Source organism: Pseudomonas sp. P1_F7, assembly GCF_056405655.1.
Genome location: NZ_JBFUBR010000001.1, coordinates 305,438 through 331,668, shown reverse-complemented (window position 1 = coordinate 331,668; position 26,231 = coordinate 305,438). Strand labels below are relative to the sequence as shown.

Sequence of the window (26,231 nt, the reverse complement as noted above, 5' to 3'; positions counted from 1 at the left end):
TAAACCAAGGGCAGGAATAGATATGAGTAATGCATCAATTGTTCTTGTAACAGGCGGGGCGGGCTACATCGGATCCCGATTGGTTCCCAAACTACTGGCCGCAGGTTATCGAGTCAGGGTCTTGGACACGCTGTTCTTCTCCAATGGGCTTGAGTTGTTCATGAGCCACCCTCGCCTGGAATTCATCAAAGGTGATATTCGTGACAACTCCGTCGTGGATAAGGTGTTGCAGGACGCCAGTACCGTTATCCATCTTGCCGCAGTTGCCAATGACCCAAGTTTCAATTTGGCCCCTGAACTGGGCCAGTCAATCAATATCGATTGCCTGCCCCATTTAATTGGTAGCGCAAAGCGTCTGGGTTGCCAGCGTTTCATTTACGCCTCGTCGGCGAGCGTGTACGGGATCAATGCAGAACCCTTCGTCGATGAGAACCAAGCCTGCGTTCCGATCACTGACTACAATCGATTCAAGGCGCAAGGAGAGAAGATACTCTTCGACTTGACCGATTCAACCTTCCAGACCGTAGCCGTTAGAGCAGCCACGGTCTGCGGTTGGTCGCCTCGGCAACGGCTTGACCTTACGGTGAATATCCTGACTGCCAGCGCGCTTGCGCGCGGTGAAATCACCGTGTTTGGAGGCAACCAGTTCCGCCCAAATGTCCATATCGGCGATCTCACCCGACTCTATACGATGCTCGTCCAGCGAGAGTCTCTGAGTTCGATCTGTGGAACGGCCATCAACGTCGGTTATGAAAACCATACGGTCACCGATATCGCAAACCAGGTAAAAGATATCGTCGACAAGTACTTCTCAACTAACGTACCGATCATCACCACCGCCAGTGATGATATCCGCTCATACCGCCTGGATTCGCGCCGGGTCCAGCAGCAACTCGGGTTCGAATTCATCTATTCGATCCGGGATGCTGTTCTGGAGATATGCGAGCAATGGCAGTCGGGGAAATTCATAGATAGCAATGATGTGCTCTCGGACACCCGCTACCACAACGTTCGAAGTATGCAGCACAACGATTGGTCCTTCGAACCTCGCGGAGAAACTTCGTCGTGCTAAGCATTTCTTATGGAAATCGGGCAGAGGAGATCGTCGAGGTCAGCTCGAGATCTTCCGCCTTTGTAGCCTGCGTGGCGACCTTAGCCAGTGCTCATATAGGGGTGCGTCCATATGTACCCGAGTCATCCGCGCGTACGAAACGCACACAGTTGTTGGTGGGAGACACCTATGTTGCCGGGCTCGGGGTGTCCCGGGAGATAGTTTCACTGCCGGCGCCGAGGATTATCCGACTCTATGATGTCGATACTGGCGAGCGCGCCCGTCACATTCAGGACACTTCGACCGTTGTCTTGTCGCTCGACAAGGCGACCGTCATCAGTACCGAACGGGTACGGGTCGGGGGCATCGAATACGAGTTGACGGTAAGGCAATTCATCAATGCGCCCGATGTCACCGCCGTCTCGACCTACATAGGGTTGTACCGGGTCGGCGGCCGGGGAAAACCGCATCGGGTGCGCTTGGACTTTGGCATGGACGTCTCGGCATTGAATGAATACCTGGGTGCCTCCGCTTGGTTGACTGCCCGTCACTACAATATCAAACAGAGTTTTAGCGACGACGGTGACTTAAGTGTAATAGTGGAGACGCGAGAACAGCGACTGAGCTATAGCCTTCGTTTCGAAAGATCCCAACCGGCCGCCAGCTCCGTTATTTACTGGGATGAAGAGGACAGTGGCTGCGTCGCCTCGATAACGTTTGATTTTTCGACAATCGGGCACCAGCAACTTTCCGTGCACTGGCAATTAGCGAAAGACTCTTTTAATTCGATTTCTGCCTTTGTTCCCTCCAACACCGATCCGGCTGGTATCGAAAGCGCACACCAGAAAAGTTGGAATACGCTTTGGGATGATCATGAAGTCATCATCAATTCAAGAAGCAGTCCTGCGGAACTTGGTATGAAGTATGCCGTTTTCCAACTTCTGCAACATGGTATCGGGTCGAAGACCAATGGCCGAGGTGTGATTTCACCAGCACGAGGACTAACTAGCACTTATCATTCTGGTGCCACGTTTTTCGATACTGAACTGCATAAATGTATTTTCTGGATCTGGAACGACCCCGAAATCGCAAAAGCCTTGATCGACTACCGCTACGATTTCGTAGAGCAGGCGCGGTTGTTCGCCCAAGTCAGTGGCTTCGCCGGGGCTCGTTATCCCGAAGCATCCAACGACATGGGCACCGAGAACGGCCCCCATTATGTGCTGTCCTATCCCGATCCGGAACTGAGACGAGAATGGAGCTCTCAGGAGGTACTACATATCTCAGCTGATGTTTGCTATGCACTGAATAAATACTGGGAAGCCACCGGTGACAATGAGTATATGGAGTCACGGGGATACCAAATCATTGTTGAAAGTGCCAGGTTCGCGGCGTCAACTTTCAACTGGTCAGAGCATAAGCAAGCTTATGTCCTGAAGTCGGTGATGGGGCCGGACGAATACCATTACCATGTGGATAACAGTTTTTTTACCAACTACATGCTCAGATGGTGCATCAGGCTTGCCCTTTCATTAGTAGGGCGCTGTGGTTTTCCGCCGGTGTTAGCTGCGGAAATCGAGTGGTGGCACACCCTGGCAGGTAACGTCTACCTGCCCTGGATGATAGTGGCGGGTGTTTCGATCCCTGAGGAGTTCGAGGGATATGCTTCCCTGCCAGACACTCGCCTCAGAATGGATAAGAAACGTGGCCCTCAGTTTGTCGACGAAGCTGAACGGGAAAAGGCCGAAAAGTTGCAAAACTTCGATTCACGTTTGATAAAGCAAGCGGACATAGTTTTGCTCATGTCACTATTTCCCGAGCACTTTACAGACATCGTTAAACGCACGGCATTTAACTATTATGAACCGCGTACGGTACATGAGTCTTCGCTGAGCTATGGCCCCCATGCAGTGGTGGCCGCGCATTTGGGTGAGACGGAAACTTGTGCCGATTTCATGCTACGGGCGAGTCGCTACAACCTGGACTTCACCCCCGTGACCGAATACAGCAACGGATTGCATCTTTCTGCCTATGCCGGCGCCTGGCAAGGACTTGTTGAGGGATTGGCCGGCGTCGATGTTAAAGAAGGGCGATTGTCCTTCAGGCCGCAGCTACCTACCCATTGGGACTCCTGCCATTTCACCCTTTACTTTCGTGGACAGCGGCTCAAGGTCTCGATCCTTGGTCGAGGAGAACTCGAAGTCCGCCGAGGGGGATTGAAGCTCGCTACGCACTTAAATGAGGACGCAAGTATAGGTCTCAAGGAGGATTACTTATGATCTCAATTGCCGATCGCTTATCACCTTATACCGAAGCGCTGAGCGTCTCGTCTTTTCGCAAGTTACTCATTGGACAGAGTCTCTCGATGGCCGGCGACGCTATTTGTCTGGCCGCGCTGCCAATAGCGCTTATCCGGACCGGTTTCGGAGCAGAAATATTCGGTTTTGTTATGGCGGCAGTCGGGGTAGGAACAGTGATCGGGGCCTTGGCCGGAGGTTTGCTGGCGGATCGAAAGTCGCCTAGGCAGGTTCTGATTTACACCGATGCGGCGCGGGGTATCGCGCAATTGGCAGCGGTGGCACTGATCGTCTCCGATGCGCCCTGGTGGTGCCTGGTCGTGGCCTATTTGATATTTGGCATCGGTATCGGAGTTTCCCGTCCGTGCGCTCAGGTACTGCTCGTCAATTTGCTGCCCAAGCAAGCACTGGTGGCAGGCAATGGTGCGATGAACTTTGTCGACAACCTGGTCGCTGTGCTGTTTCCCGCGACGCTGGGTGTATTCATCATTTTCTGGGATCCGGTCTGGGGCATATTGATCGATGGTCTGACATTCTTCTGCGCCGCCATTTACACGACGATGTTGCCTAATGTGGAGCCCCATGAGTTCGAGGAGGAGTTTTCGATCCGAGAAGCGGTCAATGGCATTGCCATCGTTACCGGCAACTCCAAGCTTTTGCTGGGCTTCGCGGCCACCCTCGTGGTGAACGTATTGTGTTTCCCGATTTTCCTGGTCGTCGCTCCCTATGCCATCAGCGATCGATTCAATGAAGAAATGTGGGGGGTGTGTCTGGCCGCCTCGGGATTCGGCGCGTGCATTGGATCAATCATCACGGTACTCGCTTCTGGCCATGCACGACTGATGGGGCTTGCCGTGACCTGTGGATTATTCCTGGCTGGCGCAATGGCTCTTCTCGGCATGGGAAGCGCACCCTGGATGGCAATACTGGGGGCGACCTTCGTGGGCATCGTCGAAGCATCCTGGTTGACGGGATGGGCCACCGCGATGCAGACACTGTCTCCCGAGAAGGACCTCGGTAAAGTGGTGGCAGTCGATACGTTTTTTACCAGTGGCCTGCACCCCTTTATTTATCTTGGAAGCGGAATCGTCGGCGGGCTGATTGGTTACTCCCAGACCCTTTCCCTCACGGCAATCCTCAGTGCAGTGGGTACCCTGTTCATTGTTTTGGCGGCCCTTACGCTCATGCCAAGGAGTGCTCAAAATGATCAAGTGCAATAACGTGCAAGAGCAGGCCCAAGATCTTTCAGCCCTGATTTTTCAACGTTGGCAGGAGCTTTTGGTGACGGGAGACTTTGTGCTTGGCGAGGAAGTCACGAGGTTCGAAGCATGGATGTCCGAGCGTTGCAACAGGGCTCATGCCATTTCCCTCAATTCAGGCACCGACGCTTTGCTTCTGGCGATGCGGGCTCTCGGAATAGGGCCCGGCGATGAAGTCATCACCTGTGCAAACACCTTCGTCGCGACGGTGGGGGCAATAGTTGCCGCTGGCGCCACACCCGTTCTGGCAGATGTGGGCGATGATGAACTCATAAATGCCGATACCATCGAGCCTCTCATGAATGCCCGGACAAAGGCAGTCATACCGGTTTACCTGCGCGGCCGACCATTGAACATTGACGCGATAATTGACTTGTGTCGTTCTCGCGGTGTGGCGGTAATAGAAGACTGCGCCCAGGCTATCGGCACTACCCTTGACGGGCATCAAGTGGGCACTCGTGGCGATGCATCAGCCTTTTCCATGCATCCACTGAAGACACTCGGTGGCTTGGGAGATGGTGGGGTTCTGGTGACGACCCATCCGAAGATTGCCGAATATGCCAGGAGGGCACGTAATCACGGGTTGGAAACGCGCAATGAATCAGTGTTGTTCGGAATCAATTCGCGCCTCGATTCGTTGCAGGCGTCAGCCCTCAACATCAAGGCCCAGTATTTAGACCAATGGTTGAAGCGGCGACGGGAAATCGCTGCTTTCTATGATCAGGCCCTTAGCGAGACAGCGACGGCCATAGACCTTGGTGGTGGCAAGCCCGGTGGGTCTTACTATCACTATGTGGTGCAGTCGAAGCACCGAGACAGGTTACAAAGCTACCTGGCCGAAAATGATATCCAAGCGGCTGTTCATTATCCGACACCTATTCATTGGCAAGAAGCTTGGTTGAAGAGCCAAGCTCAGGTTGTTTTGCCCAATACCGAGCGCTTGTCCCGAGAAATGCTCACTCTTCCTTGCCACCATCATTTGACAGACAGTGACGTTGAAAAAATCGTAGGCGCGATTAAGCGCTTTGAGCTCATGGAAAGCCAGTGACCTGGAGCGGTTCTTCGAAGCGCTGGATCAGGCGTTGGAGTTACTGCGATGTACTTGCCTGCCGGTGCCGTCACGGCGCTGGAAGATTTGGCGGGTTGATGCGCAGGTTCGGGTGATCGAACTGAACCCGCAAGGGTATGGCCTGCAACTGGTCTTCAGCGATGGGCATGAGCGGGGGGGGGGTTATCCGTGGGCCTACCTGGCACAACTCACCCCTGTAGGAGCGAGCCTGCTCGCGATAGCGGACTGACATTCAATATCGATGTTGACTGTGCTGGCCTTATCTCGAGCAATCGAGCGTCGACCGGCTGCTCCTACAAGTTCTTGCCAGGAAAAAGCCAAAAGAGTACAAATGTACTCCATGACGACTCTGACTCCCCGCCGTACCGCCATCCTGACCTTCATCCGCGATCGCATCGCCGAGCATGGTCAGCCTCCGAGCCTCGCCGAGATCAGCGAGGCGTTCGGTTTCGCCTCCCGCAGCGTGGCGCGCAAGCATGTGCTGGCGCTGACCGAAGCCGGGTTTATCGAGGTCAACCCGCATCAGGCCCGGGGCATTCGCCTGCTCGGGCAGCCGCCGCGTCCCGAGTTGCTGGACATCCCGGTGCTCGGCCGGGTGGCGGCTGGTGCGCCGATCGGTGTCGATGCGCAAATCCATAGCCGCTTGCTGCTCGATCCGTCGATCTTCTCGCGGGTGCCGGACTACATGTTGCGGGTGCGAGGGGATTCGATGATCGAGGACGGCATCCTCGACGGCGATCTGGTGGGCGTGCACCGCAGCCCCGAGGCCGTTAATGGCCAGATCGTCGTGGCGCGGCTCGACGGCGAAGTCACCATCAAGCGCTTCGAGCGGGTCGGCGATGTGGTTCGCCTGCTGCCACGCAACCCGGCCTACCAGCCGATCATTGTCGAGGCCGACCGGGACCTGGCCATCGAAGGCGTGTTCTGTGGCTTGGTGAGGCAAGGCTGATGGGTGCCGTCGTTGCGCTGGATACGCTGTTCAATGGCGGCCAGGTCTGGAAGGGCCGGCCTGCGCCACCGGCCGCCAGCCCGCAACCCACCGGGCATGCCGCGCTGGACGCCGCATTGCCCAGCGGTGGCTGGCCGGAGGCGGCGTTGACGGAAATCCTGTTGGCCGGGCAGGGCGTGGGCGAGTTGCAACTGGTGTGGCCGACCCTGGCACGGCTGTCGGCGGCGGGCGAGCGCATCGTGCTGGTGGCGCCGCCTTATGTGCCGTATCCCCAGGCGTGGCAGGGCGCCGGAGTGGATCTGCGTCAGTTGTCGATCATCCAGGCCAGCGAGCGCGATGCGCTGTGGGCCGCGGAGCAATGCCTGCGTTCGGGCAGTTGCGGCGCGGTGCTGTGCTGGCCGCACAAGGCCGATGACCGCGCCTTGCGCCGCTTGCAGGTGGCGGCGGAAACCGGCCAGACCCTGGCCTTCGTCTATCGCCCCCTCGGTGAAGCGGTCAACCCTTCGCCAGCGGCCCTGCGCATTGCCATCGATGCCCGACCGGCACAACTGCGCGTGCTCAAGTGCCGCGGCGGCCTGGCCCGTCCGGCGCCGATTGCCTTCGCCGTGGGGCATTGAGGTTGCCATGCGCTGGGTCTGCATTGTTTTCCCGCAATTGGCGCTGGACGCGGTACTGCGTCAGCGCACCGATCCCGATGAACCCCTGGCGCTGCTGACCGGCCCGGCCCAGCGCCGGGTGCTGCAGGCCGTCAACGGTGCGGCGCGGGCGCTGGGCTTGCGTCCCGGCCAGTCCATGAGCGCGGCACAGGCCTTGAGCAAAGGCTTTGTCACGGCCGAATACGACGCCGCTGAAATCGAACACTGGCAGCAGTTTCTCGCCGCCTGGGCCTATCGCTTCAGTTCCCAGGTCAGCGTGCATTTCCCCCGGGCCGTGGTGTTTGAGATCGAATCCAGCCTTGGCCTGTTCGGCACCTGGCCGCAATTCGAAGCACTTTTGCGCCGTGAGCTCGGTGAGTTGGGGTTTCGGCACCGCATCGTGGCCGCGCCCAACCCGGTGGCGGCGCGGGTGCTGGCCAACGCCTATGACGGTCTGGTGGTCCCGGACGATCAAGCCTTGCAGCATCACCTGGGGCAAATGCCCGTCGACCGGATCGGCCTCGAAGCACCGGTTGCCACGGCCTTGTCGCGCATGGGCTTGCGCACCTTGAGCCAGGTGCAGGCGTTGCCACGGCATAGCCTGGCCCGGCGTTTCGAGGCCCAGGTGCTCAAGCATCTGGATGCCCTGTTCGGTTTGCGGCGGTTGGCCCTGGCGTTCTACCTGCCGCCGGATCGCTTTGATGTGCGCATCGAGCTCAATTTCGATGTGCAGTCCCATCAAGCCTTGCTGTTTCCGTTGCGCCGGTTGACCGGCGATCTGTCGGCGTTCCTCTGTGGTCGCGACAGCGGCGTACAGCGTTTCGACCTGCATCTGGAACACGCCGGGTTGCCGGATACGCTCATCAAGGTCGGCCTGCTCAGCGCCGAGCGTGATCCGGCGATGCTCTTCGAACTGGCCCGGGGACGGCTGGAGCATGTCCAGGTCGAGGCGCCGGTGCGCGGCTTTCGCTTGCGCGCCGAGGATTTGCCGACCTTCGTACCCCAGCATCAGGAACTGTTCGACGATCGCCCGCAGCAGTCCTTGCCCTGGGAGCAACTGCGCGAACGCCTGCGCGCGCGGCTGGGGGATGACGCGGTGCATGGCCTGCGCTTCCAGGCCGATCACCGCCCCGAGTGTGCGTGGCAGGCCAGTGCCGACAGCCAGCCCTGCGCGGTGCCGGCCGCCGTGAAACGGCCGGGCTGGCTGCTGACTGAACCGCTGGCCGTGCATCAGGGCTCGGCGCGCATCCTCATGGGGCCGGAGCGTATCGAGTCCGGCTGGTGGGACGGTGACGACGTACGCCGTGACTATTACCTGATCGAAACCCGTGCCGGCCAACAGGGCTGGGCCTACCGGGCGGTCGGCGAGGACGGCCCGTTGTGGTTGCAGGGCTGGTTCGCATGAGCAGCGAATATGCCGAATTGCACTGCCTGTCGAACTTCAGCTTCCAGCGCGGTGCCTCCAGTGCCCTCGAGTTGTTCCAGCGCGCGAAAAAGCAGGGTTATCAAGCCCTGGCGATCACCGACGAATGCACCCTGGCGGGCATCGTTCGCGCCTGGCAAGCGGCGAAGTCCGTGGAGTTGCCGCTGATCATCGGCAGTGAAATACGCATCGAGAACGGTCCGAAACTGGTGCTGCTGGTGGAGAGCCTCGAGGGCTATCAGGCGCTGTGCCGATTGATCACCCGCGCCCGACGCCGCACGCAGAAAGGCCAGTATCAGGTGCTGCGCGAAGACTTCAGCGAACCGTTGCCGGGATTGTTGGCGTTGTGGCTGCCGGATGCTGTCGATGCCTTTGAACAGGGCCGCTGGCTCAAGCAGGTCTTCGCCGAGCGCCTGTGGCTGGCGGTGCAGTTGCATCGCGGTCAGGACGATGCCCGGCGCCTGAACGATCTGCTGAGCCTGGCCAAGGAGTTGCGCATTACCGCCGTGGCCAGTGGCGATGTGCACATGCACGCGCGCGGCCGGCGCGCCTTGCAGGACACCATGACCGCGATCCGTCATCACCTGCCGGTGGCCGATGCCGGGTTGCGCCTGCACCCCAATGGCGAACGCCATCTGCGCAGTCTCGACGTGCTGCAGGCGCTTTACCCGCCAGGCTTGCTGGCAGAAACGCTGAACATCGCCCGGCGCTGCACCTTTGATCTTGGCCAGTTGCGTTATCAATATCCCCGCGAACTGGTGCCAGACGGGCACAGCGCTGCGTCCTGGCTGCGGGAGTTGACCGAGCGCGGCATTCGCGAGCGATGGCCCGACGGTGCAAGCGACAAGGTGCGCGGGCTGATCGACAAGGAGCTCGGGTTGATCGCCGAGCTGGGTTATGAAAGCTATTTCCTTACCGTCCAGGACATCGTCGCCTTCGCCCGGCGCGAGAAAATCCTCTGCCAGGGCCGGGGCTCGGCGGCCAACTCGGCGGTGTGTTTCGCCCTGGGCATCACCGAGATCGACCCCGAGCGAATGAACATGCTGTTTGAACGCTTTCTCTCCAAGGAGCGCAACGAGCCGCCGGATATCGATGTGGACTTCGAGCACGAGCGCCGCGAAGAAGTCTTGCAGTACGTGTTCCAGCGCTATGGTCGGACTCGCGCGGCACTGACGGCCGTGGTCAGCACTTACCATGCGGCCGGTGCGGTGCGCGATGTGGCCAAGGCGTTGGGTTTGCCGCCAGACCAGATCAATGCCCTGGCCGATTGCTGTGGCCACTGGAGTGATGAAACACCGCCGGTGGAGCGCTTGCGTGAAGGCGGCTTCGACCCCGAAAACTTGGTGCTGCGCCGGGTGTTGAGTTTGACGCAGCAACTGATCGGGTTCCCCCGGCACCTGTCCCAGCACCCCGGCGGTTTCGTCATTTCCGAGCAGCCGCTGGACCACCTCGTGCCGGTGGAAAACGCCGCCATGGCCGAGCGCACCATCATCCAGTGGGACAAGGACGACCTCGATGCGGTCGGGCTGCTCAAGGTGGATATCCTGGCCTTGGGCATGCTCAGTGCGATTCGTCGCTGTTTCGACCTGCTGCGCCGTCATCGCAACCGGGACTTGAGCCTGGCTACGGTGCCTGCCGAAGATTCACAAACCTACGACATGATCGGTCGTGCCGACACCATCGGCGTGTTCCAGATCGAATCCCGGGCGCAAATGTCGATGCTGCCCAGGCTCAAGCCCCGCACGTTCTATGACCTGGTGATCGAGGTGGCCATCGTTCGCCCCGGACCGATTCAGGGCGGCATGGTGCATCCGTACCTGCGTCGCCGCAACAAGGAAGAGCTTGAAACCTACCCCTCCGAAGAATTGAGGGAGGTGTTGCAACGCACCCTGGGCGTTCCGCTGTTTCAGGAGCAAGTGATGCAGATCGCCATCGTCGCCGCCGACTACAGCCCCGGCGAGGCCGATCAGTTGCGCCGCTCCATGGCTGCCTGGAAGCGTCATGGCGGGCTGGAACCGCACAAGGATCGACTGGCCGCCGGCATGAAGAAAAAAGGCTACACGCCGGAATTCGCCGCGCAGATCTTCGAGCAGATCAAGGGCTTTGGCAGCTACGGCTTTCCCGAGTCCCACGCGGCCAGTTTTGCCTTGCTGACTTACGCCAGTTGCTGGTTGAAATGCCACGAGCCGGCGGCCTTCGCCTGTGCGCTGATCAACAGTTGGCCCATGGGTTTTTACAGCCCGGACCAGATTCTGCAGGACGTCCGGCGTCATCATTTGCAGGTTCGTCCGGTGGACGTGCGCGCCAGTGACTGGGATTGCAGCCTGGAGCCGATCGCCGGTGCGCAACCGGCGATTCGCTTGGGGCTACGCATGATCAAGGGTTTTCGCGAGGACGATGCCCGACGCATCGAGGCGGCACGCTCCAAAGGCGCGTTTGCCGACATCGCCGACCTGGGCGAGCGGGCGCGACTCGATGCCCGCGCCCAGGAGCAATTGGCCGATGCCGGCGCGTTGCGTGGCCTGGTCGGCGACCGGCATCGGGCACGCTGGGAAGTGGCCGGGGTACAAAAGCAGCTGGGCCTGTTCGCCGGCGTACCGAGCCAGGAGGAGGACGCGGTGTCGTTGCCCAGACCCACCGTGGGTGAGGACCTGCAAGCCGATTACGCCAGTGTCGGTACCACCCTCGGGCCGCATCCGTTGGCCCTGTTGCGCGGTGAGTTGAAGGCGCGACGCTGCCGCAGTTCGAAGGAGTTGCTGGACGTCGAGCACGGTCGGCCAGTCAGCGTCGCCGGGCTGGTCACCGGCCGACAACGCCCGGCCACCGCCAGCGGCGTGACCTTCGTCACCCTTGAGGACGAGTTCGGCAACGTCAACGTGGTGGTGTGGCGCGACCTGGCCGAGCGACAGCGCCAGGTGTTGGTCGGCTCGCAGTTGCTCAAGGTTGATGGGCGCTGGGAGAAGGAGGGGGAGGTGCGGCATCTGATTGCCAGGCGTTTGAGTGACCTGAGTTCGTTGTTGGACGGTATCAGTGTGCGTAGCCGCGATTTTCACTAATAACGCAATTCCTGTGGGAGCGAGCTTGCTCGCGATAGCGGTGTATCAGACACATTAATATTGAATGTGCCGACGCCTTCGCGGGCAAGCCCGCTCCCACAGGTTTTGTGCAACCTCGGTTTATTTGGCCAGCGGCCAAAACCGCTCCCCACCCCCCGGCGCATCCGTCCACGCCTGCAACGATCGTGTCGGCAGATCGAAGTAATCCCGCGTCCGCGCATAGCCATGCCCGCCCATGCGCCCGATCGCATCCAGCCCCAACTGATCGATGTACAGGGTTTTCGGATCGATCAGTTCATCGCGCACGTGAGCCATCAACACTTCACCAAAGATAATCTCCCGGGATTGGCCGATGGACAGCGCCATCATCCGCCGGCACTCCAGCGCCACCGGGGCTTCGCCGATGCGCGGGCATTTGACCGTGGTGCCGGGGATGGCGGTGAGGCCGGCGGCGGTCAATTCGTCGAAACCGGGGGCGAAGGGCACGGCGCAGACGTTCATGGCTTCCACCAGCGCATCGCTGACGATGTTCACGGTGAACTCCTGGTTAAGCTGAATGTTGCGGGTGGTGTCCTTGGGGCTTTGGTCGCCGTAGTTTTCCACGCCCAGGGCGAGGATGGGCGGATCGGCCGACAGCGCATTGAAGAAGCTGAACGGCGCCGCGTTGATCCGGCCTTCACCATCGACGGTGGTGACCAGGGCAATCGGTCGTGGCACTACGCTGCCGATCAGGATCTTGTATTTGTCCCGTGGGCTCAATGTGCTGAAGTCGAAGCTTTGCATGGGCAGAAATCTCTAGAAAAGTGGATCAATCGCGCTCAGTGGCGCGTGGGCGCTGTAGTCGTCGGCGAACGGGATGGCCGGCTGGAACAGGCTTTTCCAGTCCGGTTGGCCGATGGCCCGGTCGCTGTGGCTGCGCATCAGTTTTTCGAATTGGCGTTGGGCCTGGCGTTGCAGGGCGGGGTAGTCGACGCCCTCGACCTGGCCGTCCCGCATCACGCAACGGCCGTCGATGTAACTGGCGATGCAGTCGTCGCCGCGCCCGGCCAGCACCAGGTTCTTCAGCGGATCGAACAGCGGTCCCAAGTGCATCCCGCGCAGGTTGAACACCGTGATGTCGGCCTTGCAGCCCGGTGCGAGGCGACCGATATCGTTGCGGCCCAGTGCCTTGGCGCCGCCAAGGGTCGCAGCGTTGTACATGTCCAGCGTGCTGGTCAGCTCGTTGCCACCCTCCATCAGGCGAGCGATGTTCAATCCCTGGCGCATGTTGTCCAGCAAGTCCGCCGGCCAGGTGTCGGTGCCCAGGGCGAAGTTGATGCCCATGGCCCGATAGCGGCCAAACGAATTCAGTGCCTCGCCGTCCCGGGCAAACACCACCGGGCAATGCACCAGGCTCGCGCCGCCATCCACTACCCGCAGCAGGTCGTCATCGCCTCGGGTGTAGATGCCATGGGGCAGCAGGCTGCGCGGGTTCAAAAGCCCAAGCTGCTGCAACCAGCCCAGTGGCGAGGTGCCGCGCAGTTGCTCGACCATCGCCACTTCACCGAGGCCCTGGCAGCAGTGCAAACGCATCGGTGCATTCAGTTCCCGGCTCAGCGCGGCGGTGCGTTGCAGCAGCGCCGGGGTGCAGGTCTGGATGCGATCGGGCAGCAGAGCACCGCGAATCAGGCCGTTGTGCGCACCATCGAAATCCCGGAAAAACCGTTCGGCGGCATCGAGGCCGGCCATGCCACGGGCTTCGTCCCAGTGGTGCGCCAGGGTTCCATCTGCCTGGCAGTAGCTCATACCGCTCATGTAGCAGGGGCCGAGGTAAGTGCGCAGCCCCAGTTCGGCAGCCACACCGGCCACCGCGGCAAACTCGTCGTAGGTCTCGGCCCACTCGCGGTAATACATCGAGGTGATCGGCATGGCCGTGGTGACGCCGTTGCGGATCAGTTGCGTGAAGGCGTAGCGGTATTTGAAGACTTCTTCTTCGGGGCTGTAGCTTTCCCGCGATCCATGCGCCAGATACTGCGCCGACCACATCCGGCCCATGTCGCGCTCGTCGCCGTTGTCCAGGGTCAGCACCGTGGAGTCGAGATCGCCAAGGGCATCCAGATCGATGAAGCCGGGGCCGATCAGCGCATTACCGTAATCAACCCACTGATCCACCGGCCCCGCATAACCACGCCCGACAAACTCGATGCGCGAGCCTGCGAACACCACTTCGCCATCGCGCCACAGCACATGCTGCGTGCCGTCGAAACCGACCACGCAACTGGCCCGCAAGCCGATGCGCTTCACAAACGGCTTTCCAGCAAGCGACCACCCGCAGCAATCAACTGACCCGCGCGATAGACCTGACGCAGCGGCCGCGAAACCACCGCCTCACCCAGTGTTTGCACTGGCATCAGCAGGAAGTCCGCCGGCTGGCCGATCTCCAGTCGATTGGCTTCGCAACCCAACGCCTGGGCGCCGTTGACGGTCGCCGTTTCGAACGCCGCCGCCAGTTCTTCGTCCTTGTTCAAATCGAAACGGAACGCCAGCAGCATCGCCCGTTCCAGCATGTCGCCGTTGCCCATGGGCGACCAGGCATCACGAATGCCGTCGGAACCCAGGCACACATTCACGCCAGTTTCACGCAGGGCCAGGAACGGTGGCACCGCGCAATCGGCCGGCGCCGAACTCATTAGCGAAATACCCAGCGCCGCCAAGCGCTCGGCCACCGGTTTGACCTGGCTCCACGGCAACATTCCCAGACAGTAGGCATGGCTGATCATCACCCGGCCCTGGCGGCTGAAACGCTCGGTGTAGTCGGCGATCAGGGCGATCTGCCACAGACCCAGCTCGCCTTTGTCGTGCAGGTGAATGTCGACGCCCCGGTCGAACTCGCTGGCCAGTTTGAAGACGAAATCCAGTTGTGCGACAGGGTCGTTGTCGATACCGCACGGGTCCAGACCACCGACGTTCTCCACACCGAGGGCCATGGCTTCGCGCATCAGTTCGGCGGTGCCGGGGCGACTGATCAGGCCGGTTTGCGGGAACACCACCAGTTGCAGGTCGATCAGGTCGCGGTATTTTTCGCGCAGTTGCTGCATGGCCTCGACATGACGCAGGCCGAATTCCGGGTCGATGTCGACGTGGCAACGCATGGTCAATGAGCCCCGGGCGATGCAGTTTTCCAGCAGGGCGCCGGCCCGTTGCGCGATGGGCGTGGTGACTTCGCGCAGGATGCGGCGTTCGTTGGCGATGTAGTCCTTGAGGGTCGGGCCGGCACTGTTCGGGCGCCACGCTTGGCCCCAGAGGGTTTTGTCCAGGTGCACATGGCTTTCCACCAGTGCGGGGGTGAGCAACTGGTTCTGGCCGTCGATGTCGGAGGTGAGCAGTTCAGTGTTCGACGCGGGGCGACGTTGGGCGAACCGGCCGTTTTCGATCAGCAGGTCTTCGATGGGGGCGCCGTAGGGGCGCACGTTGCGCAGCCAGCGGGGTTGGGTCATACAAACCTCATTCAGGTCTTTTAATCAGCGGTGTTCGGGCGGGCCTCATCGCGAGCAAGCTCGCTCTCACAGGGTTTCGAGGTGTTCACAAATTTTGTGATCAACACAAATCACTGTGGGAGCTGGCTTGCCTGCGATGGCCGCACCGCGGTTTCAAGTCGAACAATCAGCCCTTGAGCTTGGCCCAGATGCGGTCCTGCAGCTCCCGCGCCTTGTTGCTGCATTCCTTTTCCGGGCGCAGGCGCGAGGCGAATTCGTCGGGCATGTTGATGGCGTCCATCACCCGCCACTTGGCGTCGATCAACTTGTCGCTCTGGATGCCATTGTCGTAGGCGATGGCGTTGGACACGGCGGCGGCGTTTTCCGGTTTCATCATCCAGTCGATGAAGATCTTCGCGTTGCCGGGGTGCGGCGCGCTTTTCGGCACGGCGAAGTTGTCCTGGAACATCGCCAGGCCTTCCTTCGGATACACGTACTTGATGGTGCTCTTCTGCAAGGTGGCCCGCGCTGTAGAACCGTTCCAGTTCTGCATCATGATCACTTCACCGGAGGCCATGCGGTCGACGGTGTTGTCCGAGCTGTACATCTTCAGGAAGGGTTTCTGTTTTTGCAGCAGTTCGAGGATGCGCTTGGCGTCCTGGGGATTTTCGCTGCACTCGTCGACATTCAGGTAGTGGCTGGCGGCGTTGATCACGCTGCTGGAGGTGTCGAGGGCGGCGAGTTGGCCTTGCAGTTCCTTACGCGGTTCGAAGAACTCTTTCCACGAGTCGTCCAGTTTGCCGCCGGGCACCCGTGCACTGTCATAGGAGAACCCGGTGGTGCCCCACAGGTATGGCGCCGAGAACTTGCGACCCGGGTCGAAGCTCGGGTCGCGGAACGCCGGTTTGACGTGCTGGAAGTTGGGCAGGGCCGAGGCGTCGATTTCCAGCAGCAGGTCCTGGTTGATCAGGGTGCGCATGATCGATTGCGACGGCACGATCACGTCATACGCCGCGCCGCCGGCCTGCAACTTGGCCAGCAGGGTTTCGTTGCTGTCGTAGCCGTCCATGGTGACCTTGATCCCGGTCTCCTTTTCGAACTTGGCCAGCAGCTCGACCGGGTAGTAGTCGGTCCAGTTGTAGAAGAACAGTTCCTTGGGCTCGGCGGCCTGGGCGCCGAACGCAGTGAGCGCGGTGAAGCAACTCAAGGCCAGACCGGCAACGGCAAAACCCATGCTTTTCACTTTCTTGCTCATAAAGATGTCTCCAGGCTCATTGTTGTTTGCCGCGCTGTCCCAGCCAGAAGGCCAGCACCACCAGCACGATGGAAATCACCAACATCAGGGTCGAAATCGCATTGATCTCCGGCGTCACGCCGGCCTTGATCGCCGAGAAGATGTACACCGGCAAGGTGGTCGAACCCGGCCCGGCGACGAAGAAAGTCATGATGAAATCGTCGAGGCTGACCACGAACGCCAGCACCGAACCGGACAGCACCGCCGGCCACAGCAGCGGCAGGGTCACCCGGCGAAACACCTGCCACGGGTTGGCGTACAGATCGTTCGCCGCTTCCAGCAGGCTCTTGTCCAGGTCGTTGAGCCGCGCACGAATCGGCAGGTAGGCAAACGGAATGCAGAAGCCGATGTGAGCGACGATCACCGTCAGCAAGCCGAGCTTGATCCCCAGCGCCATGAACAGCAGCAGGGTGGCCACGGCGGTGACGATCTCCGGCAGAATCAGCGGCAGGTTGATCCCGCCCTCGACCATTTTCTGTCCGTAGAACGGCCGGTAAGTCGCCAGCGCCGCAAGCAGGGCAATCGCCGTGGCGCAGACCGTGGCGATGCTGGCGACGATGATCGAGTTCAGCGCCGCCGTCTGGATTGACGGGTTGGCCAGGATTCGTCCGTACCAGTCGAACGAGAACTCGGTCCACACCGTCGCCGAACGGTTGGCGTTGAAGCTGTAGGCGATCAATACAAAGATCGGCAGGTACAGATAGGCCAGCATCAACAGGCTGACTTCACGGGTCAGCGGCAGTTTCTTCAGGTGCAGGGCGATCATGCTTGGGCTCCCCGACGCAGGGTCTTGGCGGCATTGCGGCTATAGAGGGCGTACAGCACCAGGGACAGCAACATGATCCCCAGCAACAGGAACGACAGCGAGCTGCCCAGCGGCCAGTTACGCGCGGTGCCGAACTGCTGCTGGATCAGGTTGCCGATCATCAGCGTCTTGCCGCCGCCGAGGATCGCTGGGGTAATGAAGGCACCCAGGCTCGGCACGAACACCAGCAACGCACCGGCAATCACGCCCGGCATCGACAGCGGCAGGATGATCCGGCGCAATGCGTGCCAGCGGTTGGCGCCCAGGTCGTAGGCCGCCTCCACCAGGCGCCAGTCGAGTTTTTCCAGGGTCGAGTAGATCGGCAGAATCATGAACGGCAGAAAGCTGTAGACCAGCCCGACGCTGACCGCGAAGTCGTTGTAGAGCAGGGTGATGCCACCGGCCTGGGGGAGCAGCGCATTGAGGCTCTGGGCGACCCAGCCGTGTTCACGCAGGATGATCAGCCAGGCGTAGTTGCGGATTAGCAGGTTGGTCCAGAACGGGATGGTGATCAGCAACACCATCAGGTTGCGCCGACGGGGTGTCAGGCTCGACATCCACAACGCCACCGGGAAGCCGAACAGGAAACACAGGACCGTGGTGCTACCGGCCTGGAACACTGAACGCAGCAGCGCCTGGGCGTAGACCCAGTTCAGTTCCAGTTCGCCGTCGAAACCTTCCTGGAAAAATAGTTGCACGTAGCTTTGCAATTGCCAGTCGGCCTGCCAGTCGACGCCGCCATAGACGTTGCGCGGCAGCAGGCTGATATAGCCCATGATGCCCAGCGGAATGGCGATCAGGGCCAGCAGGGTCAGAACCACCGGGCTGAGCAACAGCGCACGGTTGAGGGCCGGGGAAGTGCTGCTGACGCTCATCTCAGGCCTCCATCAACAGGCAGGCGTGGGGCGGCAGGTTGACCGCGACGCGATCGCCCACCACCCGCCCATGGTTCAGGCCTTCGTTGTTCTCGCGCAGCATGACCTTGATGTCGTTGTTCAGACGGCATTGGTAAAGCGTGGCCGTGCCGACATACAACACGGCTTCGATCACACCGCGCAGATGATGTGGCTGCGTCGGCTCGACCAGTTGCGAGCGCTCGGGGCGGAACGCCAGTTGTACCTTGCTGCCGTCAAAGCCCTGGGCCGGGCAGGGGATTTCCACCGGCATTCCGTTCGGCACGAAAAGGTTTTCGTTCTGCTGGCCACGCTTGAGGTGGCCGGGGAGGAAGTTGATGTCGCCGATGAACTGCGCGACGAACTGATGCTGCGGGCGCTCGTAGATTTCATTGGGCGAGCCGATTTGCAGGATCTTGCCGGCGGACATCACGGCAATGCGATCGGACAGGGTCAGGGCTTCTTCCTGATCGTGGGTGACGAAAATGAAGGTGATCCCGGCTTCTTTCTGCACGCGCTTGAGTTCGACCTGCATTTCCTTGCGCAGCTTGAGGTCCAGCGCCGACAGCGGCTCGTCCAGCAGCAACACTTTCGGTTTTGGCGCCAGGGCCCGGGCCAGAGCTACGCGTTGCTGTTGGCCGCCGGACAGTTCAGCGGGTTTGCGCTTGGCCAGGTGCTGCATTTGCACCAGCGCGAGCATTTCCTCGACCCGCTGCGGAATCAGTTTGCGATCAAGACCCTGCATCTCGAGGCCGAAGGCGATATTCTGCGCAACACTCATGTGCGGAAACAGCGCGTAACTCTGGAACACCGTGTTGACCCGACGCTTGAACGGCGGCAGATCGTTGACCGGCTCGCCCGCAAGGCGGATCTCACCGTCGCTGACGTGCTCGAAGCCGGCGATGGTGCGCAGCAGGGTGGTCTTGCCACAGCCAGAGGGGCCGAGCAGGGTGAAGAATTCGTTGTCGTCGATGTCGACAGAAACGTTGTCCAGGGCTGGCGCCAGTCCCGGATCATCGGAATACCGCTTGGAGACGTTACGCACTTCGATTGCAACTGGACGACCCATAATGGTGCATTCCTCTAATTATTGTATGCAAAATCTGGATGCAATTTAGAAATACCCGGATTAATCTGCCCGTGCAAGCCCCTTTTTCAAAGGCTGTTCATTCGCCAGGGTTGGTTGCACAGGGCGCCAGGAGTTGATGAATGACGGAAAAGAAACTGGAAACCACGGTCGACCGCGTCTACCAAGGGGTTTACGAGGCGATCAGCAAGCGGTCGTTGCGTCCGGGAATGAAGCTTGGCGAAGCTTCGTTGGCCGAGCTGTTCAATGTCAGCCGCACTTCCGTTCGGGCCGCGCTCAAGCAATTGGAAGCCGATGGACTGGTCACCACCGAACCCAATAAAGGTGCTTCGGTGTCGTTGCCAAGTGACGAAGAGATCCGTTCGCTATTCGAAACCCGGCGCCTGATCGAGATCGGCATCGTCAGTGAACTGTGCCGTCGTCGCGATACGGCGGTGACCCAGGACCTGCGCGATCATTTGCTGCTCGAAGATGAAGCGCATCAAAGCGGCGATCACGAGCGGCTGATTCACCTGCTCGGCGAGTTCCACATCAAACTGGCCCGCAGCCTGAACAACCCGGTGCTGCTCGACTGGTTCCAGAAACTGATTTCCCGGGCGTCGCTGTATGCCGCCGCGCTGGATGACGACAGCCATGAAGCCTGTCGCGACGATGAACACCTGCGGCTGATCGAATACATCGAGGCGGGCAACCAGAGCGCGGCCATCGAGCTGACCTGCATGCACTTGAATGGTATCGAGAAGGCCATTCTGGATGTCGCGGCGACCCTGAAAAGCAGTTACAACCCGCTCAAGCATTTGATTGAGGTGTAGTGCACGGTCTCTCGGTTACCGAGGACCAAATTGTGGGATCTCCAGTGGCCCGCCAGAATCAGCTATACCTCTATGAAGCGAATAGCGTGCGGGATGCTCGAAACAAACGGGTGCAATTTATCGGGATAGAGCCAGCCGATGCAGTTTCTAGCGGATAGCCACGGGTGTGCCGGGTGGAACGGCGAAATGGCCGGGCGCATTCGTGCGTTCGACTGGAGCCTGACCGAACTTGGCCCACTCGACTCATGGTCGAAAAGCCTGAGTAGTGCAGTGCAGTTGATGCTTGCCTCGCCGTTGCCGATGGTGATGCTCTGGGGGCAGTCCGGGTACATGATTTACAACGACGCCTACTCGAAGTTTGCCGGTGGGCGTCATCCCTATCTGCTGGGTTCCACGGTGGAGCTGGGCTGGCCCGAGGTCGCCGAATTCAATCGCCACGTGGTCGACACCTGCCTGGCGGGCGGCACCTTGTCCTATCGCAACAAAGAACTGGAGCTGCTGCGTGACGGGGTTCCGGAAGATGTCTGGATGGACCTCTACTACAGTCCGGTGGCTGACGATGACGGACGTCCGGCCGGGGTCATGTCCATGGTGGTGGAAACCACGGAACGGGTGATATCCGAGCACCGGCGACAAGTGGCTGAAGACGCTTATCGTGCGGATAACGAGCGGGTGCGCCTGGCGTTGAACGCCGGTGCCTTGCTCGGTTCCTTTGTCTGGGACATCAAGACCAACGTGTTGTCGGGTGATGAGCGATTCGCTCGCACGTTCTCTTATCCACCCGGGCAAGACTTGAGCAACCTGTCACAGGAGATCGTCGAAGGGCGGATCCATCCAGACGACCGCAGCTGGGTCCAGGAACGGGTCACACTGTCGGTCGAGACTGGCGAACCCTACAACGTCGAGTACCGGATCCAGCGTCCCGACGGCAGTTACTTCTGGGTGCTCGCCAGCGGTTGCTGCGAATTCGATGAGCAAGGAGAGGCGTTTCGTTTCCCCGGCGTGCTGATCGATATTCACGAACGCAAGACCGCCGAAGAATCCCTGCTCAAGTTCACCCGCAACCTGGAGCAGCGGGTGGCCGATGAGGTCGAGGCGCGGCTGGCAGCGGAAGAACAACTGCGCCAGTCACAGAAACTCGAAGCCATCGGTGGCCTCACCGGCGGTGTGGCCCATGACTTCAACAACCTGTTGCAAGTGATCGCCGGCAACCTGCATCTGCTCGCGCGCCATGAGCCGGGTAACGCCAATGTGCAGCGCCGGGTCTCGGCGTCGATTGCCGCGGTCGAGCGCGGTGCCAAGCTGTCCTCGCAATTGCTTGCATTCGCCCGTCGCCAACCGTTGTCGCCCGCGGTCTTCACGCTGCGGCAGATTTTCGATGGCCTGGCGGAGTTGTTGCTGCGTGCCCTGGGTGAAACCCTTCAGGTTCACATGTCGGCACCTGAAGATTCGTGGAATGTGTTTGTCGATCGCAATCAACTGGAAAACGCCATTCTCAATCTGGCGATCAATGCCCGTGATGCCCTTCAAGGCGAGGGCAGGATTGACCTTTGCGCGGAAAACATCGTCCTTGATCGCCAATTTTGCGTAGGGAAGGGTATTGCCGCCGGGGACTATGTGCGGGTGTCCGTGACGGATACCGGCGTCGGCATGTCGCCGCAGGTGCTGGCCCAGGCGTTCGAGCCGTTCTTCACCACCAAGGCCGACGGTCAGGGCACCGGATTGGGCTTGAGCATGGTGTTTGGTTTCGTCAAACAGAGTGGCGGCCATATCGAAATTGCCAGCAACGTGGGGCAGGGGACTCGGGTGCAGTTGTACTTCCCACGCACCTTGCGCGCGGCACCCAGTGAAACGTTGAGCCCTGATGTGCCGCAACGGGGCGGGCACGAACGCATCCTGGTGGTCGAAGACAATGAGGCCGTGCGGGTGTCGGCGGTGGAGTTGTTGCGCGATGAGGGCTATCAAGTCCTGACGGCGACCAACGGTGACGTCGCCATGCAAATGTTGCTGGAAGGGGTGACCGTGGACCTGATATTCACCGACGTGGTCATGCCCGGCCTGATCAAGAGTTCGGACCTGGCGGCCTGGGCGAATGTGCAGGAACCACCGGTGGCCGTGCTGTTCACCTCGGGGCATACCCGCGACATCATCTCGCGCAATCACCAGCTCAGCCCCGACACCCACCTGCTGAGCAAACCCTACAATCCCGAAGCACTGAGGCAAATGGTGCGCACGGTGCTTAACGGCTGAAACCGGTGGAGGCGCCGGCGCAGGCAAGGTTTTATCGCATTTGGGACAGGACGACGAACGGACACCGCTGGTCTGACAGGTGGTCGACAGAACGGGCTAACCGAGGCCATTCTGATAGTTGGTGAACGCAATTGATCGCGTTTCGCTGCCGATCAACAAACGGAGGTGTTCCATGCCGGTGCCCCATGACCTTTATCAGGATCTGAAACGCTCAAAGGAAGAAGTCCAGCAGAAACGCACCAAGGATCCGTTACTGGATTCACTGCTTAACAAGTATTCCCAGGCGGATGCCGAAGTGGTGAAAGCAGAGGAGGCCAAGTCCAACGACGACACGGTAAGGAAACTCAAAGAGGCTCGTTTGCTGGTCAAGGACAAGATCGTCAAGCAACTTGGCTCGTCGTCCTGACCCACCAGCCTGCCACCGACGACCGGTGGCTGAACCGTTGGAACGGCACAAAAAAACGGCACCTCGAATGCTCAGAGACCGATGTTACGGCTCTCAACGAGGTGCCTCATGATCCAGTCTAAATATCCCGGTGAACTGAATGCTGTCCCTGTGGGAGCGAGCTTGCTCGCGATAGCGGAGGGTCAGTCAACAGCGCTGCTGAATGTGCTTCAGTCATCGCGAGCAAGCTCGCTCCCACATTGGTTCTCAGGTGACTTCAACAGGTTCACTGATCATTGCAACGCCTTGCTCAACGGCAATCGCACCATGTTCTGCGCTTTCAGCGAACCGAAATACAACCAGTCCCCATACTCGCGCACCGTGGTGATCGGAGAGTAGTTGTCGCTGCTGCCGTCCTGCAGGTTGGCGATTACTTTGCCTTCAAGGTCCAGGCCCAGGGCAAACCCGCGTTTTTCCACGGGTTTGGGCAATACGGTCATGGCCCGCACGATCATCTTGCGCACGAACGGATGTGCCGCCGTGCCATCGAGCAAGGCGTTTCGGGGGGCATACAGTGCCACCCAGAACCGGTCGTGACCATTGAACGACAGGTTGTCCGGAAGCCCCGGCAAGTTGTCGATGAACAGGTCATGGGTGCCGGCCTTGGGGCCGCTGAGCCAATAACGGCTGATGCGGTAGGCGCCGGTTTCATTGACCAGGACATAGGCATCGTCCGGTCCCAGGGTCACGCCGTTGGCAAACTCCAGCTTATCCAGCACAACCGACGTTTTGCCGGTCTGGAAGTCATAACGCAGCAGGCGGCCGTCGCCGCCGTGTTCGAGCACGGCCTCACCGTCGTGGCCATAGCCGAACCGGCTCGAAGCATCGCTGAAATAGGCGTAGTGACCCGGTTTGTCGATAGCCACATCGTCGGTAAAACCGAAGGGAACGCCGCCAGCCTCTGTGGTCAGGGCCACCAGGCGCCCCTGGGCGTCGAGTGACAACAAGCCTTTGACCGCATCGGCGATCACCAGCAGACCATTGGGATGCCGGGCCAGGCCCAATGGCCGGCCACCGGTATCGGTCATGACTTTGGTGGTCTTGCCGTCCAGGCTCGTGCGGATCAGGCGACCGTCGTGCAGACCGGTGATGAGCGTGTCGTTTTCCAGCAACAAGGCTTCCGGCCCGTCGATGTTGGCGGCACCCACGCGTTCCATCCCCTTGAGCCGCTGATTGTCGGCGTAGATTCCGCTGGTGAGGGACGGTGCAGGTTGTGGCGTCCAGGCCACTGGTCGTACCTTGGTCGGCATCAGTAGCAGGAAGGCGCCGATGGCGACGATGACCAACAACAGACATTTGAAGGTTCTGCTCACACGCCGACCCCCGTCGCCGCCAGATACTTCTGCGCCATGTCGCGCAACGCCAGCATCGACGCCGCCGATTCCCGATCGATGCGCCGTTTGAGCAACAACCGGTTGGCAATGCGCATTGTCAGTCCGCTGAACTGATACTCCAGGGTGCGGACGAAGCGTGTGTCCTCGCCTGTGGCATCGCATTCATAGGTCACCACCAGCGACAGGCCGTGATCACCCCGGGCCTCGGCGCTCCAGCGCCGCCCGGGCAGGTACTCCGCCACCTTCCAGCGCAAATGCCCGTCGCGCCCGCCGGCACGGATGTCTTCCTCGAAACGTGCGCCGGCATGCAACGGGCCTTTTGGCCCATCGATGCGCAACGACGACGGATGCCATTGCGGCCAAAGGGTCACGGTGCTGGCGTAGGCAAGTACCTGGATCGGGTTTCCGGCAATGACAATCTGATGCTGCATGCGGGTCATGGGCGTTCTCGTCGGGTTGAGCGGCGCAGGTTCCGGCTCCCAATAGAGGGTGCCGAACAGGTAGTCCATCAGCGGGAAAACGATGTTGAAATTACGTTCCTGCATCAGTTCGCGGCGGTGGTGCAGTTCGTGCAGCCGGCGCATCTGGCGGATCCACGGCAGTCGTGTGACCGGGTTGCGCGACGGTAGATGTTCGCAGGCATGAAACACTTCATAAGCCAGGTAACCGAGGACAAGAAGGCCGCCGACCAATCCGGCGACGTTGGTATTGATGTGCTTGAGCAGCCACCAGAGGGGCAGGGCGACAGCGAGGGTGTGCAGCATGATCAGCCACGCCGGAAACAGAATCACCCGCCAGTCGCGGGCGCTGTTGTAGGTCATGTGGCCGGGGGTGAAAAAGCTGTGGTGGTCGCCGGCGTGGCGGGCATAAAACAGCCGGGCGACGCTCTTTTTATGATGCCCCAAGTGACGATGCACCATGTACACGCCGAGGTTGAACAACAGCAGCGTGACGGGCACAGCCAGCCATTCCACCGGCCGCACCTGATGCACGGTGCTCCAGAAAGCGCTGATCGCCAGCGCCCCGAACAACAGGACAAAAGCGCCGTGCAGCCAAGGGTTGTAGAGCGGATGAATGTCGGCGCGGTAACGGCTGCGGAATCCTTCGGTGGTCTGCCTCACTGCAATCACCTGTCGTTATTGTTATTTCTTTCAGATTAGCCGATCCAGGTGATTTGACGGACCGAACCTTGAGGACACAACGGCCATGATCCGGTGCAAACCGGTTTCAGGTCAGCGGGTCCCAGCGTTGCGACCAGTCTTCGTCGGAATCGATAACCTTGCGCAGCAGGTCGAAGGCGCGTTGCAGTGTCGGCGAGTCACGATCGCGGGAGTAGACCAGATAGGTCGGGTAGCTGAATTCCGGCGCCTTGGGCACCCGTTCCAGGGCGCCGCTTTCCAGATAACTCTGCACGACACGAGTGCGGAAGTAGCCACTGCCGCCGTTTTCGAGAAGGTACTGCAAGCCCAGCGGGCCAAGATTGAAACTCAGCGCAGCCTTGGCTTTTTCCGGCAGGGCGGCATCGTGCTGGCGCCGGAAATCGGCGCCCCAATCGATGTACACATAAGGGTCGGGTTTACCGGCCAGGCGCACGAGAATCAGCTTTTCTTCGAGAATCTGCTCGACCTGCAAACGCGGCCAATACTCGGGCTGATACACCAGCGCGGCATCCAGAACGCCCAACTCCAGTTGGCGCAGCAGGTTTTCGCCGTCGCGGATTTCCATGCGCAGGGCGTGGCTGGGGATGTTCTTGCGAATTTCGCCGGCCCAGCCGAGCATCAGCGGATTGCACAGGCTCACCTCGCCACCGATGTGCAACACATCGTGAAAACCCTCGGGCAACGGCAAATCACGCCGCGCGGCTTCCCAGGTCTGCACCAGCTGATTGGCGTATACCACAAAGGCTTCACCATTGGGTGTCAGGCGGGCTCCGGCGCGGTTGCGCACGAACAGGGTGCTGCCCAGTTGGCTTTCGAGTTTCTGCACCCGCGCGGTGATCGCGGTCTGGGTGACATGGAGTTTTTCCGCGGCGGCAGCCAGGCTGCCATGGCGGACGATTTCGAGGAAGGTGCGGGCGAGGTCGATATCCATGGGCTGGCCGATGTTGTAAGTGCTCG

22 protein-coding genes are annotated in these 26,231 nt (G+C 60.3%); 12 read left to right on the top strand and 10 right to left on the bottom strand.

The window, feature by feature from the left end; all coding sequences use genetic code 11:
* Window positions 1-22: 22 nt before the first annotated feature.
* The 9 genes from AC1D1M_RS01340 to AC1D1M_RS01300 all read left to right on the top strand — a co-directional run bounded on the left by AC1D1M_RS01340 (window position 23) and on the right by AC1D1M_RS01300 (window position 11,739).
* Window positions 23-1,072, top strand: a complete 1,050-nt coding sequence (locus tag AC1D1M_RS01340; protein ID WP_477774174.1) for an NAD-dependent epimerase/dehydratase family protein — start codon at window positions 23-25, stop codon at window positions 1,070-1,072.
* Complete coding sequence (locus tag AC1D1M_RS01335) at window positions 1,066-3,330, top strand: glycosyl hydrolase family 65 domain-containing protein (protein WP_477774173.1); 2,265 nt, start codon at window positions 1,066-1,068, stop codon at window positions 3,328-3,330. The genes AC1D1M_RS01340 and AC1D1M_RS01335 overlap by 7 nt, the downstream gene beginning before the upstream one ends.
* Entirely contained in the window at window positions 3,327-4,568 is a 1,242-nt protein-coding gene (locus tag AC1D1M_RS01330) for an MFS transporter (protein ID WP_477774172.1), read from the top strand. Before AC1D1M_RS01335 ends, AC1D1M_RS01330 begins: the two co-directional genes overlap by 4 nt.
* The gene (locus tag AC1D1M_RS01325; protein ID WP_477774171.1) at window positions 4,552-5,655 is read left to right on the top strand and encodes a DegT/DnrJ/EryC1/StrS family aminotransferase; all 1,104 of its coding nucleotides are present in this window, start codon (window positions 4,552-4,554) and stop codon (window positions 5,653-5,655) included. Before AC1D1M_RS01330 ends, AC1D1M_RS01325 begins: the two co-directional genes overlap by 17 nt.
* The gene (locus tag AC1D1M_RS01320; protein WP_477774170.1) at window positions 5,633-5,905 is read left to right on the top strand and encodes a gamma-butyrobetaine hydroxylase-like domain-containing protein; all 273 of its coding nucleotides are present in this window, start codon (window positions 5,633-5,635) and stop codon (window positions 5,903-5,905) included. The genes AC1D1M_RS01325 and AC1D1M_RS01320 overlap by 23 nt, the downstream gene beginning before the upstream one ends.
* Before the next feature lie 102 nt (window positions 5,906-6,007).
* A complete protein-coding gene (lexA, locus tag AC1D1M_RS01315; RefSeq protein ID WP_477774169.1) occupies window positions 6,008-6,625 on the top strand; it encodes a transcriptional repressor LexA in 618 nt (205 codons plus the stop codon).
* Window positions 6,625-7,242, top strand: coding sequence for a translesion DNA synthesis-associated protein ImuA (imuA, locus tag AC1D1M_RS01310; protein WP_477774168.1), 618 nt, complete (start codon window positions 6,625-6,627; stop codon window positions 7,240-7,242). Before lexA ends, imuA begins: the two co-directional genes overlap by 1 nt.
* 7 nt (window positions 7,243-7,249) lie before the next feature.
* Entirely contained in the window at window positions 7,250-8,665 is a 1,416-nt protein-coding gene (locus tag AC1D1M_RS01305; protein ID WP_477774167.1) for a Y-family DNA polymerase, read from the top strand.
* Complete coding sequence (locus AC1D1M_RS01300) at window positions 8,641-11,739, top strand: error-prone DNA polymerase (protein ID WP_477774166.1); 3,099 nt, start codon at window positions 8,641-8,643, stop codon at window positions 11,737-11,739. The genes AC1D1M_RS01305 and AC1D1M_RS01300 overlap by 25 nt, the downstream gene beginning before the upstream one ends.
* Window positions 11,740-11,859: 120 nt before the next feature.
* Here AC1D1M_RS01300 and AC1D1M_RS01295 read toward each other — a convergent pair whose 3' ends face one another.
* From AC1D1M_RS01295 to AC1D1M_RS01265, 7 genes are all read right to left on the bottom strand, one after another.
* Window positions 11,860-12,522, bottom strand: coding sequence for a flavin reductase family protein (locus tag AC1D1M_RS01295; protein WP_007973324.1), 663 nt, complete (start codon window positions 12,520-12,522; stop codon window positions 11,860-11,862).
* 12 nt (window positions 12,523-12,534) lie between these two features.
* Window positions 12,535-14,022 carry an amidohydrolase family protein gene (locus AC1D1M_RS01290; RefSeq protein WP_477774165.1) on the bottom strand — a complete coding sequence of 496 codons (1,488 nt, stop codon included), beginning with the start codon at window positions 14,020-14,022 and terminating at the stop codon, window positions 12,535-12,537.
* Window positions 14,019-15,215 (bottom strand): amidohydrolase family protein, encoded by a 1,197-nt coding sequence (locus tag AC1D1M_RS01285; protein ID WP_477774164.1) that lies wholly within the window; start codon window positions 15,213-15,215, stop codon window positions 14,019-14,021. Before AC1D1M_RS01285 ends, AC1D1M_RS01290 begins: the two co-directional genes overlap by 4 nt.
* A 166-nt stretch (window positions 15,216-15,381) precedes the next feature.
* Window positions 15,382-16,449: an extracellular solute-binding protein gene (locus AC1D1M_RS01280; protein WP_477774163.1), complete on the bottom strand. Its 1,068-nt coding sequence runs from the start codon at window positions 16,447-16,449 to the stop codon at window positions 15,382-15,384.
* A 16-nt stretch (window positions 16,450-16,465) separates the two neighbouring features.
* Entirely contained in the window at window positions 16,466-17,254 is a 789-nt protein-coding gene (locus AC1D1M_RS01275; RefSeq protein ID WP_057714357.1) for an ABC transporter permease, read from the bottom strand.
* Window positions 17,251-18,168 (bottom strand): ABC transporter permease, encoded by a 918-nt coding sequence (locus AC1D1M_RS01270; RefSeq protein ID WP_477774162.1) that lies wholly within the window; start codon window positions 18,166-18,168, stop codon window positions 17,251-17,253. The genes AC1D1M_RS01275 and AC1D1M_RS01270 overlap by 4 nt, the downstream gene beginning before the upstream one ends.
* A gap of 1 nt (window position 18,169) precedes the next feature.
* Entirely contained in the window at window positions 18,170-19,255 is a 1,086-nt protein-coding gene (locus tag AC1D1M_RS01265; protein WP_477774161.1) for an ABC transporter ATP-binding protein, read from the bottom strand.
* A gap of 140 nt (window positions 19,256-19,395) precedes the next feature.
* Here AC1D1M_RS01265 and AC1D1M_RS01260 point away from each other — a divergent pair, with 140 nt between their 5' ends.
* The 3 genes from AC1D1M_RS01260 to AC1D1M_RS01250 all read left to right on the top strand — a co-directional run bounded on the left by AC1D1M_RS01260 (window position 19,396) and on the right by AC1D1M_RS01250 (window position 22,741).
* Entirely contained in the window at window positions 19,396-20,085 is a 690-nt protein-coding gene (locus tag AC1D1M_RS01260; protein WP_007987445.1) for a GntR family transcriptional regulator, read from the top strand.
* A 138-nt stretch (window positions 20,086-20,223) separates the two neighbouring features.
* Window positions 20,224-22,335 (top strand): hybrid sensor histidine kinase/response regulator, encoded by a 2,112-nt coding sequence (locus AC1D1M_RS01255; protein ID WP_477774160.1) that lies wholly within the window; start codon window positions 20,224-20,226, stop codon window positions 22,333-22,335.
* Between the two features lie 172 nt (window positions 22,336-22,507).
* A complete protein-coding gene (locus tag AC1D1M_RS01250) occupies window positions 22,508-22,741 on the top strand; it encodes a DUF465 domain-containing protein (RefSeq protein WP_057714363.1) in 234 nt (77 codons plus the stop codon).
* 272 nt (window positions 22,742-23,013) lie between these two features.
* On the opposite strand, the gene AC1D1M_RS01245 is transcribed toward AC1D1M_RS01250, so the two are convergent.
* From AC1D1M_RS01245 to AC1D1M_RS01235, 3 genes are all read right to left on the bottom strand, one after another.
* Window positions 23,014-24,093, bottom strand: a complete 1,080-nt coding sequence (locus AC1D1M_RS01245) for an SMP-30/gluconolactonase/LRE family protein (protein ID WP_477774159.1) — start codon at window positions 24,091-24,093, stop codon at window positions 23,014-23,016.
* Window positions 24,090-25,235 carry a sterol desaturase/SRPBCC family protein gene (locus AC1D1M_RS01240; protein ID WP_477774158.1) on the bottom strand — a complete coding sequence of 382 codons (1,146 nt, stop codon included), beginning with the start codon at window positions 25,233-25,235 and terminating at the stop codon, window positions 24,090-24,092. The genes AC1D1M_RS01245 and AC1D1M_RS01240 overlap by 4 nt, the downstream gene beginning before the upstream one ends.
* Before the next feature lie 106 nt (window positions 25,236-25,341).
* Window positions 25,342-26,205 (bottom strand): LysR family transcriptional regulator, encoded by an 864-nt coding sequence (locus tag AC1D1M_RS01235; protein WP_477774157.1) that lies wholly within the window; start codon window positions 26,203-26,205, stop codon window positions 25,342-25,344.
* Window positions 26,206-26,231 lie beyond the last annotated feature (26 nt).

What these genes read in the sequence shown, in the direction of transcription:
- AC1D1M_RS01340 (WP_477774174.1), top strand. Translation starts at nt 23, where the DNA reads ATGAGTAATGCATCAATTGTTCTTGTAACAGGCGGGGCGGGCTACATC.
- AC1D1M_RS01330 (WP_477774172.1), top strand. Translation starts at nt 3,327, where the DNA reads ATGATCTCAATTGCCGATCGCTTATCACCTTATACCGAAGCGCTGAGC.
- AC1D1M_RS01325 (WP_477774171.1), top strand. Translation starts at nt 4,552, where the DNA reads ATGATCAAGTGCAATAACGTGCAAGAGCAGGCCCAAGATCTTTCAGCC.
- lexA (WP_477774169.1), top strand. Translation starts at nt 6,008, where the DNA reads ATGTACTCCATGACGACTCTGACTCCCCGCCGTACCGCCATCCTGACC.
- imuA (WP_477774168.1), top strand. Translation starts at nt 6,625, where the DNA reads ATGGGTGCCGTCGTTGCGCTGGATACGCTGTTCAATGGCGGCCAGGTC.
- AC1D1M_RS01305 (WP_477774167.1), top strand. Translation starts at nt 7,250, where the DNA reads ATGCGCTGGGTCTGCATTGTTTTCCCGCAATTGGCGCTGGACGCGGTA.
- AC1D1M_RS01295 (WP_007973324.1), bottom strand. Translation starts at nt 12,522, where the DNA reads ATGCAAAGCTTCGACTTCAGCACATTGAGCCCACGGGACAAATACAAG.
- AC1D1M_RS01285 (WP_477774164.1), bottom strand. Translation starts at nt 15,215, where the DNA reads ATGACCCAACCCCGCTGGCTGCGCAACGTGCGCCCCTACGGCGCCCCC.
- AC1D1M_RS01280 (WP_477774163.1), bottom strand. Translation starts at nt 16,449, where the DNA reads ATGAGCAAGAAAGTGAAAAGCATGGGTTTTGCCGTTGCCGGTCTGGCC.
- AC1D1M_RS01275 (WP_057714357.1), bottom strand. Translation starts at nt 17,254, where the DNA reads ATGATCGCCCTGCACCTGAAGAAACTGCCGCTGACCCGTGAAGTCAGC.
- AC1D1M_RS01270 (WP_477774162.1), bottom strand. Translation starts at nt 18,168, where the DNA reads ATGAGCGTCAGCAGCACTTCCCCGGCCCTCAACCGTGCGCTGTTGCTC.
- AC1D1M_RS01265 (WP_477774161.1), bottom strand. Translation starts at nt 19,255, where the DNA reads ATGGGTCGTCCAGTTGCAATCGAAGTGCGTAACGTCTCCAAGCGGTAT.
- AC1D1M_RS01260 (WP_007987445.1), top strand. Translation starts at nt 19,396, where the DNA reads ATGACGGAAAAGAAACTGGAAACCACGGTCGACCGCGTCTACCAAGGG.
- AC1D1M_RS01255 (WP_477774160.1), top strand. Translation starts at nt 20,224, where the DNA reads ATGCAGTTTCTAGCGGATAGCCACGGGTGTGCCGGGTGGAACGGCGAA.
- AC1D1M_RS01250 (WP_057714363.1), top strand. Translation starts at nt 22,508, where the DNA reads ATGCCGGTGCCCCATGACCTTTATCAGGATCTGAAACGCTCAAAGGAA.
- AC1D1M_RS01235 (WP_477774157.1), bottom strand. Translation starts at nt 26,205, where the DNA reads ATGGATATCGACCTCGCCCGCACCTTCCTCGAAATCGTCCGCCATGGC.